This window comes from Pseudodesulfovibrio sp. JC047 (genome assembly GCF_010468615.1).
In the GTDB taxonomy this organism is placed as follows: domain Bacteria; phylum Desulfobacterota; class Desulfovibrionia; order Desulfovibrionales; family Desulfovibrionaceae; genus Pseudodesulfovibrio.
On the sequence record NZ_WUEH01000021.1, the window covers coordinates 13,542 to 28,900 of the forward strand.

The 15,359-nt window shown below is 51.3% G+C and carries 15 protein-coding genes; 5 read left to right on the forward strand and 10 right to left on the reverse strand.

Annotated features, from left to right (window positions below):
• Positions 1–233 precede the first annotated feature (233 nt).
• Genes fetB through GO013_RS13115 form a run of 3 tightly spaced genes read right to left on the reverse strand, consistent with a single transcriptional unit; the run spans position 234 to position 2,471 of the window.
• On the reverse strand, positions 234–1,016 hold the full coding sequence (fetB, locus tag GO013_RS13105) for an iron export ABC transporter permease subunit FetB (protein WP_163811829.1): 783 nt from the start codon (positions 1,014–1,016) through the stop codon (positions 234–236).
• Positions 1,013–1,666 carry an ABC transporter ATP-binding protein gene (locus GO013_RS13110; protein WP_163811831.1) on the reverse strand — a complete coding sequence of 218 codons (654 nt, stop codon included), beginning with the start codon at positions 1,664–1,666 and terminating at the stop codon, positions 1,013–1,015. Before GO013_RS13110 ends, fetB begins: the two co-directional genes overlap by 4 nt.
• Position 1,667: 1 nt before the next feature.
• The gene (locus GO013_RS13115) at positions 1,668–2,471 is read right to left on the reverse strand and encodes a tetratricopeptide repeat protein (protein ID WP_343219570.1); all 804 of its coding nucleotides are present in this window, start codon (positions 2,469–2,471) and stop codon (positions 1,668–1,670) included.
• A 398-nt stretch (positions 2,472–2,869) separates the two neighbouring features.
• Here GO013_RS13115 and GO013_RS13120 point away from each other — a divergent pair, with 398 nt between their 5' ends.
• From GO013_RS13120 to GO013_RS13140, 5 genes are all read left to right on the forward strand, one after another.
• Positions 2,870–3,430, forward strand: coding sequence for an XRE family transcriptional regulator (locus GO013_RS13120; RefSeq protein ID WP_163811835.1), 561 nt, complete (start codon positions 2,870–2,872; stop codon positions 3,428–3,430).
• Positions 3,431–3,438: 8 nt separating this feature from the next.
• Positions 3,439–5,079, forward strand: coding sequence for an AMP-binding protein (locus tag GO013_RS13125; protein WP_163811837.1), 1,641 nt, complete (start codon positions 3,439–3,441; stop codon positions 5,077–5,079).
• A 198-nt stretch (positions 5,080–5,277) separates the two neighbouring features.
• Positions 5,278–5,826, forward strand: coding sequence for an XRE family transcriptional regulator (locus GO013_RS13130; RefSeq protein WP_163811839.1), 549 nt, complete (start codon positions 5,278–5,280; stop codon positions 5,824–5,826).
• A 95-nt stretch (positions 5,827–5,921) separates the two neighbouring features.
• Positions 5,922–7,562, forward strand: coding sequence for an AMP-binding protein (locus GO013_RS13135; protein ID WP_163811841.1), 1,641 nt, complete (start codon positions 5,922–5,924; stop codon positions 7,560–7,562).
• Positions 7,563–8,090: 528 nt separating this feature from the next.
• Positions 8,091–8,705 (forward strand): hypothetical protein, encoded by a 615-nt coding sequence (locus GO013_RS13140; RefSeq protein ID WP_163811843.1) that lies wholly within the window; start codon positions 8,091–8,093, stop codon positions 8,703–8,705.
• A 97-nt stretch (positions 8,706–8,802) separates the two neighbouring features.
• Here the strand turns inward: GO013_RS13140 and GO013_RS13145 are convergent, their stop codons facing one another.
• The 7 genes from GO013_RS13145 to dsrA all read right to left on the reverse strand — a co-directional run bounded on the left by GO013_RS13145 (position 8,803) and on the right by dsrA (position 15,256).
• Positions 8,803–9,300 (reverse strand): peptidylprolyl isomerase, encoded by a 498-nt coding sequence (locus tag GO013_RS13145; protein WP_163811845.1) that lies wholly within the window; start codon positions 9,298–9,300, stop codon positions 8,803–8,805.
• Between the two features lie 154 nt (positions 9,301–9,454).
• On the reverse strand, positions 9,455–9,760 hold the full coding sequence (locus GO013_RS13150; protein WP_163811847.1) for a hypothetical protein: 306 nt from the start codon (positions 9,758–9,760) through the stop codon (positions 9,455–9,457).
• Positions 9,761–9,763: 3 nt separating this feature from the next.
• Positions 9,764–10,894: a DegT/DnrJ/EryC1/StrS family aminotransferase gene (locus tag GO013_RS13155; RefSeq protein ID WP_163811849.1), complete on the reverse strand. Its 1,131-nt coding sequence runs from the start codon at positions 10,892–10,894 to the stop codon at positions 9,764–9,766.
• Positions 10,895–10,973: 79 nt separating this feature from the next.
• Entirely contained in the window at positions 10,974–12,368 is a 1,395-nt protein-coding gene (locus GO013_RS13160) for a cobyrinate a,c-diamide synthase (protein WP_163811851.1), read from the reverse strand.
• Positions 12,369–12,455: 87 nt separating this feature from the next.
• The gene (locus GO013_RS13165; RefSeq protein ID WP_203529610.1) at positions 12,456–12,692 is read right to left on the reverse strand and encodes a dissimilatory sulfite reductase D family protein; all 237 of its coding nucleotides are present in this window, start codon (positions 12,690–12,692) and stop codon (positions 12,456–12,458) included.
• An 80-nt stretch (positions 12,693–12,772) separates the two neighbouring features.
• Positions 12,773–13,918: a dissimilatory-type sulfite reductase subunit beta gene (gene dsrB, locus GO013_RS13170; RefSeq protein ID WP_163811855.1), complete on the reverse strand. Its 1,146-nt coding sequence runs from the start codon at positions 13,916–13,918 to the stop codon at positions 12,773–12,775.
• A gap of 18 nt (positions 13,919–13,936) precedes the next feature.
• Positions 13,937–15,256 carry a dissimilatory-type sulfite reductase subunit alpha gene (dsrA, locus tag GO013_RS13175; protein WP_163811857.1) on the reverse strand — a complete coding sequence of 440 codons (1,320 nt, stop codon included), beginning with the start codon at positions 15,254–15,256 and terminating at the stop codon, positions 13,937–13,939.
• Between the last annotated feature and the right edge of the window lie 103 nt (positions 15,257–15,359).

Below are 15,359 nucleotides of genomic sequence, written 5' to 3' on the forward strand. Positions count from 1 at the left end.
GAGTACTTCGTGAAAAATTGTTTTTTACAGACGGTTAAGATTTGAAACGTTTTCTCTTTGTTAACCATTTTTGGCTCTTTATTTATTTTCTCTTTTCCCACTTCTTCAATTCCACTCAACGGATATCGCAGAGCCTCGCCGAAGGCGCGCCAAAAAGTTCTGGAGGGGAGTCCAGAGGGGAACCTCTTCCAAGAGGTTCCCCTCTGGCCGTCGGAGACATTCTTTATTTTATTCTATCGAATGAGCAGCCGTTCGGCTTTGGAGAAACACCGTTTGCGAATGAGCACGGAGACGATCAGCGTTCCGAGAGATGTTGCGGCGACAAGCATCAGCATGACCACAATTTGATAGCGAATGGCGGTCAGGGGATCTGCACCTGCGAGGATTTGTCCGGTCATCATGCCGGGTAATGACACCAGACCGACAGCCATGAGAGAATTGATAGACGGGATCATGGCGGCCTTGACGGCCTGACGAAGGATATCCTGTGAAGCTTCGCGATAATTGGCTCCCAAAGCGAGCTTCATTTCCACTTCGTGACGACGGGCTTTGAGATCGGAAAACAAACGATCGAGACAGATTGAAATTGCAGTCATGGAATTGCCGACGATCATTCCTGCCAATGGGATAAAATATTGTGGCGTCCACCAGGGCTTGGCACCGACAATGATCCCGGTCACCAGCATGGACACAACGGTGTAGGTGAGCAGCATGGAGATAAAAGTTGGGACGACAAAGGGGATTGATTTTTCAGACACCCGGCCACGAATGATGTGAACCGCAGCCGCGACCATGGCGGTGAACATGAGTAAAACCAGCCAACTGATATTGACCTCAAAGACGAACTTAAGCACATAGCCCATGAGAAAAAGCTGGGCAAAGGTGCGGATGGTCCCGATGAATAAATCACGCTCCAATCCGAGCTGCTGCTTGAACGATGTCAGCCCTGCCAGCACCACGAATCCAAGACAGAGCGTCAGTTGAAACGGTCCAATTTCTATGAGGGATTGCGTCATTGCAGCACCAGTTTTTTTTCGTGAAATGAAACGAGCCGGGTCACGCCTTCGGGTGTTTCTTCCGAATGGGAAATCATGATGACCGTGATGCCTTCTCGACTGAGTTCAGCGGCCTTGTTCAAAACGACGCGAGCACTTTCCGGGTCCAAGGACGCGGTCGGCTCGTCCAGAAGGATGACCTCCGGGCGCAGCAGGAGACTGCGAATCAGACAGATTCGTTGCGATTGGCCCACTGAAAGGCGATCGGCCTCACTGTCAAGCGTCACCCCGGAAAGAAGAAAGGATTCAAGGAGCGCGGACAGTTCGAGGTCCGACGGTGGACACAAATCCTTGTTGGACTGAAAAGTAAAAGGCAAGAGCAGGTTGTCACGAACCGTCCCGGGAAGCAGTGTTGGCATTTGCTGGACATAGGCAACACACCGCCGCAATGAAGCGGGTGGAATGTCGGTGATGTCGTGATCCTTGTAGTGAATTGAGCCGGATTGAATTTCTTCCAATCGACACAAGATACGGAGTAAGGTGGACTTCCCGGACCCGGATGGTCCCCGGACAAGAAAGAATGCCCCTTGCTCAAAGGTCAGACTGGCATGGCGCAAAATAGTCGGACCGTTTGGGTACGTGAATGAGACAGCATCAAGGGTTAAACACATATTACCCTTCTTTATTGATATATTTTAGAAACTTGTTTGCTTCCTTGTGTCCCGGTTTCAAACGCAAGGCCGTGTGCAGATTGTGCAGACAGGCGTCCTTGTCGCCTTGCTCGTAGTAGGCCCGGGCAATGTTGTAATACAGGTTTTCATCGTTTTTTGAAATTTCCAACGCGCGGGAATAATATTCAACGGCCTGATCGGTCAGTTTTGATTTGCGAAGATTAATGCCGAATTCGTTGAATAGATGCTTATGTTCCGGGGCAAAGGCCGCATCCAGATCAACCACCCGCTCAAAAATATCGGCAGCTTTCTCGCTCTCCCCCCGTTCCATGTAGGTTAATCCCAGTCCGAAATTGGCGCGGACGTTCTGTTCGTCGAAAGAGAGCGTGGCTTCGTATTCGAATTGTGCGGAATACAACGCACCTTGCTCACGCTGTTGTTCTGCCCGTTTCAAGGTGGAATTCATCTCCTGTATTCTGGGAAAGACTTCGGCCTGATAGTATTCCAACTCCGGGTTGAATTTTCCAAGGAATTCGGACAGGGAATAGCGTTCCTTTGGGCCGGATGGGATATTGTTGTTATTCAACGGTTGAACCATGATACCCCTCCCCTGTTCGTCCGGCGCGGCTTCTTCGGCAAACCAGTAGGATTTTTGGATGGCCTTGCGCACGGTGGTGCCCGTGCCGACCTTGTTCAGGGATTGGGAAGAAAAGACACCGGATATTTTTTCACGTTCAATGTCTTCGGGAATGGTGATGGAGTGCAGGGAGTCATCCTGTGCAACGGTCTTTTTGTCTGAAGTCACGACTATCCTCAATTGTTATCAATTCTCTATGCATGATTGAAATTACACAGCCGGGCAAGGGATGGCAACCTGTTGAAGTGATTGATTGAACTAAACGAAATTTTGAAAGTGGATTAAACATCAGAGCCGATTTGAAGTGTCACATCATACGAAAAAGATCACGACCAAACACAAGAAGCACATACGGTTTCTCTCATCGTGTGCCACTTCAAGACCGATCATGGAAAAAAAGATAATTTTTCGTAGGAAATATCCGACTTTCCCCAATGGTACCAAGGTGACAATCCAATTTCTTTCGGGTACATGCAAAAGCAGGAAAAGAGTGTCTTCCGGGTCGATCGATCGCAGAAGATTTTATATAATGTAGATAATGTTGATGTTTTAAGGAGACTCCACTGATGGACACTATCGGCAAAAGGATTCAGTCCTACCGAGAAAAACAAAAATTGACCATTGAGGATTTGGCGAATCGAACAAATTTGAGTGAAGAATTCATTCGTGCTGTCGAGGTTGAAGACAGATACCCATCACTTCAACCACTCGTGAAGCTTGCCCGCGCTCTGGGAGTACGACTGGGAACGTTCATGGATGACCATGTTTCCCATGATCCCCTGGTGACACGACTTGACGAACGCACGGAAGAACTCGTGATGCACCCTGATGGCAAGGAGCCGGGACTTCGTTTCCACTCGCTTGGCAAAGGGAAAACCGATCGCCACATGGAGCCGTTCTTTATTGAATTGATGCCGGAATCCGCCAAGGACCACCACCTTTCGTCCCACGAAGGCGAAGAGTTCATCATCGTCCACTCCGGAAAAGTACGGATCAAATATGGCCAGGAAGTGACCATCCTTGAAAAAGGAGATTCCACCTATTTCAATTCCGTCGTTCCGCATAATGTTGCCTGTGCCGGTGATGAAATGGCTGAAATTTATGCTGTTCTCTACTTCCCGGAATAGGGGGCGACATGACAGCACTTCGTGAAATAACCCTCGGCCAACTTTTGGACGAGGCGGTTGAAAAATGGCCTGACAAAGACGCCGTGGTCTATGTGGACCGCGATTTTCACCTGACCTACAAGGAATTTGGCGAACTGGTGGACACCCTCGCCAAAGGACTCATGGGCTTAGGCGTAAAAAAAGGCGAAAAGGTCGCCATCTGGGCCAACAATGTGCCCTATTGGGTGGCACTCCAATTTGCCACGGCCAAAATCGGGGCCATCCTGTTGACGGTCAATACGCACTATCGGTCTCATGAGTTGAAATATCTGCTCCAGCATTCCGAAGCCGAAAATCTGTTCATCATCGGTGAATACCGTGGGCACGACTATCTCGCGTCCGTGTACGACCAGGTCCCGGAACTCAAGGTACAGGAACGCGGCCAGCTTCGGACCGAGACATTCCCTCACTTGAAGCGGGTATTCTATCTCGGCCACGAAAAACATCGTGGCATGTATTCCATCCCGGAATTACAGGCCATGTCCGCCATGGTCTCTAATGAGGAATATGAAGCCCGTCAGGCCGAACTGGATTCACATGATGTCGTAAACATGCAGTACACGTCCGGAACCACCGGATTCCCGAAAGGGGTACAGTTGACGCATTACAACATCGGAAACAACGGATACTGGATCGGCAAGAACCAGAACTTCCAGCCCGGTGACCGACTCGCCCTGACCGTGCCGCTCTTCCACTGTTTTGGTTGCGTTCTTGGCGTGCTCGCCTGTGTGAACCACGGTGTCGCCATGATTATCCTCGAAGATTTCGTGCCGACCGATGTCATGCTCGCGCTTGACCAAGAAAAATGTACCGCCCTGTATGGTGTGCCCACCATGTTTATTGCCATACTCGATCACCCCATGTTCGACCGGTTTGACTACTCGTCACTCCGGACGGGGATCATGGCCGGATCGCCCTGTCCCGTCGAAGTCATGAAACGGGTCATGGACAAGATGAACATGAAGGAAATCACCATCTGTTACGGATTGACCGAGGCCAGCCCGGTCATGAGTCAGACCACTGTCGGTGACAGCATCAAACACATGACGGAAACCGTTGGCCCGGCCATGCCCGAAGTGGAAATTCGCATTACCGATCCAGAAACGGGCGAAGAATGCGCTCCCGGCGTTCAAGGGGAAGTCTGTTGTCGCGGCTACAATGTCATGAAAGGCTATTACAACAACGAAAAGGCTTCGATCGATGCCATCGACACGGATGGTTGGCTCCATTCCGGTGACTTGGGTGTCATGGATACCGATGGGTATCTCTCCATCACGGGCCGTCTCAAGGACATGATTATCCGTGGCGGAGAAAACATCTACCCTCGTGAAATCGAAGAGTTCCTCTATTCGATGGATGGTGTTCTCGACGTCCAGGTAGCAGGTGTTCCCAGTGATAAATTCGGCGAACAGGTCGGCGCATTTGTCATTCTCAAGGAAGACGCGGATCTGGAGCCGGAAGACGTGGTTGATTATTGTCGCGGGAAAATTGCCCGGTACAAGATTCCGAAATTTGTCACGTTCATGACTGAATATCCCATGACAGCATCCGGGAAAATTCAGAAATACAAATTGCGTGATCTTGGGGCCTCTTTGTGGCCGGACGCCTAAAAGATGCCCTGAAGGAGGAGGCTCACAGGTCTCCTCTTTTCCCCTTTCCCCTTTCGAGACTGCATCGACTGGAGAAAGATGGTTCCGTCGTCGCAAAGCCTAATGTACACGGCTTGCGACGACAGGAGAAAAATTTCGGAAAGACCGCAAACAGGTCTTTTCCGATGTGTCTGAAGTATCCCTGAACTGGAGGTATACATGGAACAGTACAAGGAAATAGCACCCCGTCTGGTGGGGTTGCGTGAAGGAATCGGCTGGACCGTCGCCGAAATGGCAGAGCTTCTGGGCCTGCCCGAGGACAAGGTTGCTGAGTACGAATCCGGGACAATCGAAATCCCGGTCGGCTACATGCTGGACGTCTCTCGCCTGTGCCGAGTTGATCTGACCACACTCATTTCCGGCCAGGAACCCCACCTGAAGTCCTATGCCATGGTGAAAAAGGACGAAGGGTACGCCGTCGATCGCCGCACGGACTATGATTACAAATCCCTGGGCTACAAGTTCGCCGGACGTGAAATGGAACCGTTTCTGATTACGGTGCCACCAAAGGCCAAGGAAGACATGGTCGAAACCGCACATCGCGGCCAGGAATTCATCTATGTTCTCGAAGGACGCTTGGAAGTTGCACTTGGTGGCGACTCAATCGCGGTCGAACCGGGGGACTCACTGTATTTCAATTCGGAAACGCCCCACGCCTTGCGCGGCATGGATGGCAAAGAAGTCAAATTCCTTGATGTGATTCTGTAGGGTTGGCTCTTTTCCAGTCAACCCGGACAAAGTTGTTTTTTTTGTATGGACACTCAAACGAGTAGAATTGATTCAGAATCACGGAGATAGTTATCATGTTTACTAAGGAAGAATACGCCGATTACGCTGACTTATGCGCTAGATATAAACCGGAATGCCCTGAAAATTTCAACTTTTCATACGACATTCTGGATGCGATGGAGCCGAAGAAAACCGCGCTTATTCATGTTGATAATGCAGGCACTCGCCGAGAATTCGATTTTGGATTTTTCCAGAAGACATCGAGTCAGCTTGCAAACGCTCTTGTCAAACAGGGCGTCAAAAAAGGCGATCGGGTCATGCTCGTCCTGTATCGTCGGTTGGAATACTGGACGGTGATGCTCGCGCTGCATCGTATCGGAGCACTGCCCATTCCCTCACCGTTTTTGCTGACAAAAAAGGATATTTCGGAACGAGTCAATTACGCCAAGGTCTCGACTTTCATCTGCGAAGACTCCATCTGCGATCGAGTGGATGCGGTTCGAGAAAAATGCCCCGGCTTGAAGCTGTGTGTGCAGGTGGACGGCGAAACCAAGGATGGATGGCAGGACTATGACGCCCTGCTGGAAACCGGCGAACCGTCTTTCCCGCGCACGGCAGAAACGCCCGGCGGTGAAGATCCCATGGTCATTTTCTTTTCGTCCGGAACCACAGGACTGCCAAAGATGGTCATGCACTCGTTCTCATACCCTGCCAGCCATTTCACCACTGGTGCTCTCTGGCACGATCTCGAAGAAGACGACATCCATCTGACCCTTTCCGATACAGGTTGGGGCAAATCCGTTTGGGGAAAACTCTACGGACAATGGATGGCAGGTGCGACCGTTTTTGTCTGGGATTTCCGTGGCCGATTTGATCCGGCCCATCTGCTGCAAATCATGCAGGACAACAAGATCACCACGTTTTGCGCACCGCCCACGGTGTACCGTTTTCTCGTGCGTGAAGATTTGTCCAAGTACACACTCTCACTTCGACATTGCACCACCGCCGGTGAATTGCTCAATGAATCGGTCTTCCACGCCTGGCAGGACGCGTTCAACATGTCCCTGTACGAAGGCTATGGTCAGACCGAAACAACCCTTCAGGTTGCAACCTTCAAATGCATGACGCCAAAACCAGGCTCCATCGGCAAGCCCGTGCCAGGTTGGGACATCGCGCTCATGAACGAAGCAGGTCAACGCGTCCCTCAAGGTGAAGAAGGTGAAATCTGCATCCGTATCGACAAGCCAGTCCGTGGTCTGTTCGATTCCTATCTGGATGAACCTGAAAAAACCGCGTCCGTCAAATTCGACGGTTGGTATCACACTGGCGACAAGGCCTGGGCAGACGAAGACGGTTATCTCTGGTTCATGGGCCGGACCGACGATCTCATCAAAAGCTCCGGGTATCGAATCGGCCCCTTTGAAGTCGAATCAGCTCTGGTCTCACACGAATCCGTTATCGAAGCCGCTGTAACCGGCGTTCCCGACGATGTACGAGGGCAGGTCGTCAAGGCCACCATCGTCCTCGCCCCCGGATACGAACCGACAGAGGAATTGACCAAATCACTCCAAAGTTTTGTCCGTGAATTGACCGCTCCGTACAAGTACCCGCGTGTCATCGAATACGTGGATGAGCTGCCAAAAACCATTTCCGGCAAAATCAAACGGAAAGAAATTCGTGAAGCTGATCTGAAAAAATATCACACCATGAAATAAAAACCTTCAAATTCCAAACACACAACGTCCCAAAAGCACTCGCTTTCGGGACGTTTTTTTGTGTTTTGTCTCCGACGGCTAAGGAAAAGAGATGTCTCCGACGGCCAGAGGGGAACCTCTTGAAAGAGGTTCCCCTCTGGACTCCCTTCCAGAACTTTTTATCGCGCCTTCGGCGAGGCCCCACGACATCCGTTAAGTGGGATTAATGAAACAAAAGAAAAGAACGCTGTGCAGAAACACACCTTTTAAAATGTCTCTATAGAATCTGTAAAAAATGTAATTTTTTACAACGTTCTCCCAAGAACCGCACGAACTGACGCTGCCGACAGCTTCGAGCGAAGCGAGCGATAAAAAGTTTTGGAGAGTCCAGAAAACCTTGTTCAAAAGGTTCTCTGGTGGGTCCAGGGCAAAGCCCTGGTCACGCCGAAGGCGACGCCAAAGGTGGCCCCCGGTAGGGCTGGCACGGGATATGCTGTTGGCAAGGAGTGGGCAAGAATTACCCAAAAACGTTGAAGAGTGAGGGCTGTGATGGCTGTTCAATCGATCGGTTCAAATGGATACATGGATGCGTATGCGCTTTTGCAGGCTGCGAATGAAGAGCAGCAATTGCAAAGCAGGGCAACGGAGATGGACAAGGAGCAGGGAAAGACTTCAGGGAAATCGGGCATAGCGAACGAAATTGAGTCATACCTTGCCAAGATTCCCAAGGGCAAGGATAACAGATTATCTTTTCTGGATGTCGATAAGCACCGTGCTCAGTTGGAGGCAAAATGGGACATCACTGTCACCGCGGACCTCAAGGAACTGGGCGTGGATGTGACCAAACAACTTCCGTTGAGTTATGATCCAGCCACAGGCAAGGTCACCGTTGCCAAGGGACATGAAGATAAAGAGATCATCGACAAATATTTTGAAGATAACCCGGACAAGGTTGATGAATTCAAAACGATTCTGCAATTGGGTAAACTGACGAGTACGGCCAGCGCCAAGTTGTCGCAAGGACAGATGATACAGGATCTTCAGGTCAAATCGATGACATGGTGGTTTGCGGACAATTCCGACCCGACGTCATGGTTTGACGGCGGCGGACTGATGTTCGGACAGGGGCAGACAGCGTATACCGGCCTGAATATCACCGTCTGATCGACGACTCAATTTCATTTTCAACAAAAAAAGGCGTCCTGAGAAGTATCACAGGACGCCATTTCATATGCAATCTGATGAATTTTTCGAGTCGAAATTAGTCTTCGATCACAGTTGCCTTGGTGATGAAAATAGGCTCGACCGGAACGTCATCGTGGAAACCGCTGCGTCCGGTGGAAACTCCCTTGATCGTATCCACGATATCGGTGCCTTCCACGACCTTGCCGAAAACGGCATAGCCCCAACCCTGAGGGGTTTCGGACGAAAAGTTCAAGAAGCCATTGTCCTTGACATTGATGAAGAACTGGGACGAAGCGGAATGCGGGTCCATGGTGCGAGCCATGGCCAAGGTGTAACAGTCGTTTTTCAAACCGTTGTTGGCTTCGTTGACAATGGGTTCACGGGTTGCTTTTTCTTGCATGTTTTCGTCCATGCCGCCACCCTGAATCATGAAGTTTCCGATAACGCGATGAAAAATCAGACCATCGTAAAAGCCATCTTCCACATACTGCTGAAAGTTCGCAGCGGATTTAGGTGCTTTTTCAAAGTCAAGCTCGATGACGATGTCACCCATGCTGGTTTCCATTTTAATCATTGTGTATCTCCTTTGTGCCGGCAATGCCCGGCGTGCTATCATTTGCGCTCCACCGTGTAACAGAGGGACGCTTCACTGGCAAATTGTCGGCATATGCCGATAGATCTTGGACATGATGGAACGGACGATCCGCCCTGCCAAACGAGACCCTGCCCTATTCGGGAAGCAACTCGACTTCATCCGAAATAACGGGACTTGTAAATACGGGCAATCCCTCCTGTGCCACGGGCTCAATAGCCGTGACAGACAGGAGCGACCCCAATTTCATGATATTTTTCTCGATAACGAGTTCTGCTTGTGGTTCAAAAATTTCCGTTTGTTTCGCAACAGACTGTGCCTCTGAAGGGAAATGCACGGGCGCAGGCTTATCGACCAGAGCCGTCAGCATGTACGCCAATGCAAGCCCTGCCACAATCGGCTTGAGCACACGGGAAAAGGTTGAAGATCCACCAGTAGCCATGCGTTATCCTTTGAGAGCCTCGGCGATATTCGCCTGATCCTCTTCGCCAAGATACGGATGCATGGGCAACGCAAAGACACGGTTGGCGATGTTCTCGCAAACCGGGAGATCGCCTTCGGTATACTTCAGGTTGGCAAAGGCCTTCTGGAGATGCAACGGTTTCGGATAATATATCGCTGAGGGGATCGAGGCGTCACTCAATTTGCCCATCAGTTCCGTCCGATGCTCTGAATTCTCGGCCAAGACACAATACTGCGCCCAAACAGAGGTATTCCCTTCAGCGACCGTCGGCGTGGTCAAACCGGGGACAGATGCCAGCAAGGCTTCATAGCGATCAGCGACCTGCTGCCGCTTGATGATTTCACCGGGGAAAATCTCGAACTTGGCAAGCAGAACGGCTGCCTGAATGGAGTCGATACGTCCGTTGATTCCCAACCGGACATTTTCATATCTGTCTTCGCCCATGCCATGGACACGAATCGACAAAAGCAATTTGTGCAACTCTTCGTTGTGGGCAAAAACCATCCCGCCATCACCGTAACATCCGAGCGGCTTGGCCGGGAAAAACGAGGTACAGGCGATATCACCCAACGAACAGACCGGCTTGCCCTTGTAGGTCGCACCAAAGGACTGCGCTGCATCAACAACAAGAAACAGTCCACTGTTGTGAGCCAAGGGTTCAATGGCGTCATAATCAGCCGGCTGCCCAAAAATATCCACGGCAATGACACCCTTCGGGGTCAAATCGGACCGGTTGTCCTTGACGTCAGCAATCTTGCGACGCAAGTCCTCGGGGTCCAGATTATACGTCACGGGATCGACATCCACAAAAACCGGAGTTGCCCCGACCAAGGCAATGCACTCGGCTGTTGCCATGAAGGTGAACGGCGAAGTGAAAACGGCATCTCCCGGGCCAACACCCAAGGCCATCAAAGCCATAATCAATGCGTCTGTGCCGGAACCACATCCGACACCGAAACGAACGGAGCTGAAACTCGACAGCCGCGCTTCAAGGTCCGAAATTTCCGGTCCCATGATATACGCGCCATGCTCCAGAACTCCGTCGATGCCTTCCTTAACGGCGGATTCAATCTCTTTATACTGTGATTTCAAATCAATAAACGGAATACTCATTATGCTACTCACTTGTTGTCTTGATGGGTTCAGCCGGACTTTCTCATGAAAGGCGACCAGGAGACAAGAAATTTACGCGCTACGACGAAGAACGATATTTGCTGGCGGCCGCGACAAAGAGGGGTGCCCACTCAGGGACAGCCACGGCATGAATATGATTATATCCAGCCACTGTATTTTTGTGCAAAAAGCCATCCCAGCCAAGGCCTCCACCGTGCCCCCGACCCATTTTCAACACGGGCTTCAAGGGTGTAGAGGCTTCCGAGACACACAGGGAATAATGAAATTCATGCCCTTCAATACGCGACCCGGTACGGAAAAAAGGATTGTCTTCGACGACTTCGGCCTCGGTATACCCCAACCCCTGGGGCTTAGGACAAAATGAAGTCCCCACAGGAAAAACGCCCGCCATGGGATATGATGTTTCTCGCATTTCCAAAGAATTGCACAACACCATGAAGCCACCACATTCCGCATAGATAGGCAGTCCGGCATTCGACAGAGTCTTCACATGGCGCATGATGGTTGTATTGGCCGCCAGACGGTCGGCAAAAAGTTCAGGGAACCCTCCGCCAAGGTATAATCCGTCGATGGATGGCCATGGCGCATCGGACAAAAGACTCAATCGGACCAACTCTGCGCCCGCGTGTTCAAGGGCTTCCAGATTTTCCGGATAATAAAACCAGAGAGAAGCGTCCCTGACATAGCCGATGCGCACCTTTTTGGAGGCAGGCTGACCAGGAAAAATCGGGCCGGGATCAGGACCAAAGTCCGGGGCGGTCGCGGCACTGTGCAAAATGGCTTCAATATCCAGCCACTCTTCCGCCATATCGGCAAGGGCATCAAGTGCGTGTTGGGCTGTGGCGTCGGATTCATGATCGGTCACCAACCCCATGTGCCGCTCCGGGATCGGGTTTGTTCTGATTTTCGGCAACATGCCCAAAACAGGGACATCCGTATGAGTTTCAATGGATTTACGAAGCACTGATCGGTGTCGCTCTCCGGCCGTGCGGTTCAGAATGACACCGGCAATCCGCAAGTTTGGTTCGAACTGAAGACACCCTTGGAGCACCGCCGCCACCGTCCGTGTCATCTTTGTACAGTCGATAGCCAAAATGACAGGCGCATCAAGAATTCGTGCCAATTCTGCGGTTGAACACGATCCCTGTTCGTCCATACCATCAAAAAGACCCCGGTTGCCCTCCACAAGACACACGTCAGACCCCTGCGATTTATTATAAAAAAGCGCACGGATATCACGCACTGAATGGAAAAACGGGTCCAAATTTGAACAGGAATGCCCCGCAGCCACACTCAGCCACTGCGCGTCAATATAGTCCGGCCCCTTTTTGAAGGGAACCACCTTTTTCCCGGCTCTTTTAAAAGCACGGGTCAAAGCCAGGGAAACAATCGTTTTTCCTGTGCCACCGGACAAACCGGCAAGAATCAGACGAGAAAGCGTGTTCTGCACCATGGCGAATTATACCGTATAATCAAGAAAAGCCTTGCCCAGTATCATGAAGACACGGGCAAGGCCTCAATTACCGAGCTTTGCTAGAGTCTAGTCTTCGCCCTCGGAATGGGCCTGTTTGCCGGCTCCGGCAAGGCCGTACATGGTTGTGGACCCGGAGGACCAGAATACCATTTTTTCTTCCTGGATCAAGGCGGTCAAAATTTTCTTGACAGCACGAGCTTTTTCATCAGGAAAAATCTTGGTGAAGTCATTGAAGTAGAACTTGGATTTGTTCTTTGACTTCGACTCGCAAAAAGCAATGATTTCAGCTTTTGCAGTTTCCATATCGAGTGCCATGATGGACTCCTTGTGAATTGAAAAGAACGGGGTACGGCCGTGAAGACCGTACCCCGAATGTATTTATCTTACCACTTGAACTGAGTGGTCTGACGCCAGGTGTAGTAAGCAGGATCACGGAAGTCATCGATCAGATGCTCGGAGAAGGGCAGGTCGCATTTCTCGAAGAAACGTTCCCAACCAATACGATTGGCCCAGTCGCCCAGACGTTCGTATTTGTTAGCTTCTGCGGCGTAGGTGTCGAGGATCTTCTTGATCACCTTGGTCAACGTAGGCCAACGAGGCGGCTCGTTGGGCACGAAGGGAACCACGACCTTGGAGAAGGCGGGTTTGGTGATACGGTTGGAGATCTTACCACCGACCATGATGGCGATACCGTCGCCTTCACCGTCAGCCAGGGGCAGAGAGGGGCACATGGTGTAGCAGTTACCACAGAACATGCAACGCTCTTCTTTAACAGCAACGGTCTTGTAGGTCTTGCCTTCGATTTCAACCTTGGTCGGACGGACTGCACCAGTCGGGCAGGCAGCAACAGCCAAGGGGATTTCGCACAGGTTGTCCAAGTACTCGTGATCGATAATAGGCGGTTTACGGTGAATACCGAGAATCGCGATATCGGAGCAGTGAACAGCGCCGCACATGTTCAGGCAGCAGGCCATGGAGATGCGAACCGGAGCAGGCAACTTCATGTTGGTGAAATCGTCAAAGACGACATCCATCGTGGCCTTGACAGTACCGGAAGCGTCAGTTGCCGGAGTATGGCAATGGACCCAGCCCTGTGTGTGGACGATATTGGTGACAGCAGCACCAGTACCACCAACAGGGAACTTCATGGAGCCACCTTCGAACTTCTGGGCGTTCAGAAACGCCTTCAGTTCTTTGGCAGCCTCTTCGGTCTCAACCTGGAATTCGAGGTTGTTACGCGTGGTGAAACGGACGAAACCGCCACAGAACTTGTCTGCGATTTCACAGATTTCACGAATATGAGTAACGGTCATCAAGCGAGCAGTTGCTGCGCGGACGGTGTACGTCTTGTCGCCAGACTGGGCAACGTGCAGCAAGATACCGGCTTCGATGATTTCATGGTAGTCCCATTTCCCGAAGTTATCTTTGATAACGGGGGGCAGGTACTCACCGAAGTGACGAGGGCCAATGTCGGAAACCCGACCTTCCATCGGTTTGGCGGGATTGTACCCGGAAGAAATAAAAGCCATATTATTTCACTCCTCTTTTTAGCGCTGGTGACGCTTGCGGAAATCGTTGATATCGCGATCCCAACCACCTTTAACATCATCAGCTTTCCAGAAGATGTAGGGGTTGTGACGAGGTTCCTGAACCTGGCGGGCATCAAACGGAACGCCAGCAGCGTGGACCAATGCGGCCATGCCAAGACGTTTCATTGTTTCACCAACGCGCTCACGGTTCTTGCCTTCTTCCATCCACCAATCCCACACGTTTTCGATGAGATCTTTGATGGACTGATAGTCGTCGTCCTTGTTGACTTCCATGAAAGGCACAAGCAGGGAACCCATCTGGGGACCATCGAGAATCGGAGCTTTTGCGCCACACAGGATGGAGCAACCGCGTTCGTCACCGACTTTCAGTGCGCGAGGCATGGTGTTGATGCAATGCATGCAACGGACGCATTCCTTGTTGTCGATGGTCAATTTGCCATCTTCGTAGGAAATGCACTTGGACGGACACAGATCGACAACTTCTTTCTGGATGTCGAACGGGCCCCAGTCTCTGTCGGCATGGGCGCCGGCATTCGGCGGGAATTCGCCACCGACATATGCGGCAACGGCTTCCTGATTGACCTTGATGTCGTCTTTCCAAGTACCGATGAAGGACAGGTCGGAACGAGCGATAGCAGCAACGCAACCGTTGGGGCACGCATCGAACTTGAACTTGAACTTGTAGGGGAATGCAGGACGATGCAGCTCATCCTGATATTCCATGGTCAGATTGTAGCACAGTTCCTGAGAATCGTAACAGGCGTACTCACAACGAGACATACCCATGCAAGCAGCAGGAGTACGCAGGTTGGAACCGGAACCACCGAGGTCGATGTCCAGGTTGTGGGTCAGTTCGAAGAAGATTTCTTCCAACTGCGGGGTGCTGGTGCCCAAGAACACGATGTCGCCTGTGGCGCCATGCATGTTGGTGAGACCGGAACCACGGAGTTCCCAAATGTCCATCAGATCGCCCAACAGCTTGGTGCTGTACCATTTTCCGTTCGGCTGAGCCACACGGATGGTATGGAAATGAGCTACGCCGGGGAACATCTCAGGTTGGTCACAGTACCGGCCGATAACGCCGCCGCCGTAACCGAAAACACCGACGATTCCGCCATGCTTCCAGTGAGTTTCACCATCGGTGTAGGACATTTCGAGCACGCCCAGCAAATCCTCGGGACAGTCAACGGGGATCTGATAGTCAAGACCCTTCTCGTTTTTGGCTCGAGATGCAGCCTCCTGTTTAATGTCGGATACGAAGCTGGGCCACGGGCCGCTTTCCAGCTGATCCAACAGAGGAGTTTTGTGTTTCGCCATTCCCTTAACCTCCATTTTTGATTAAGATGTTGCCATCAACCATTATTACACTCAGACCGGCAAACAGTGATGGAGATCACTTGATGCCTGAGCGCCTTTCCTA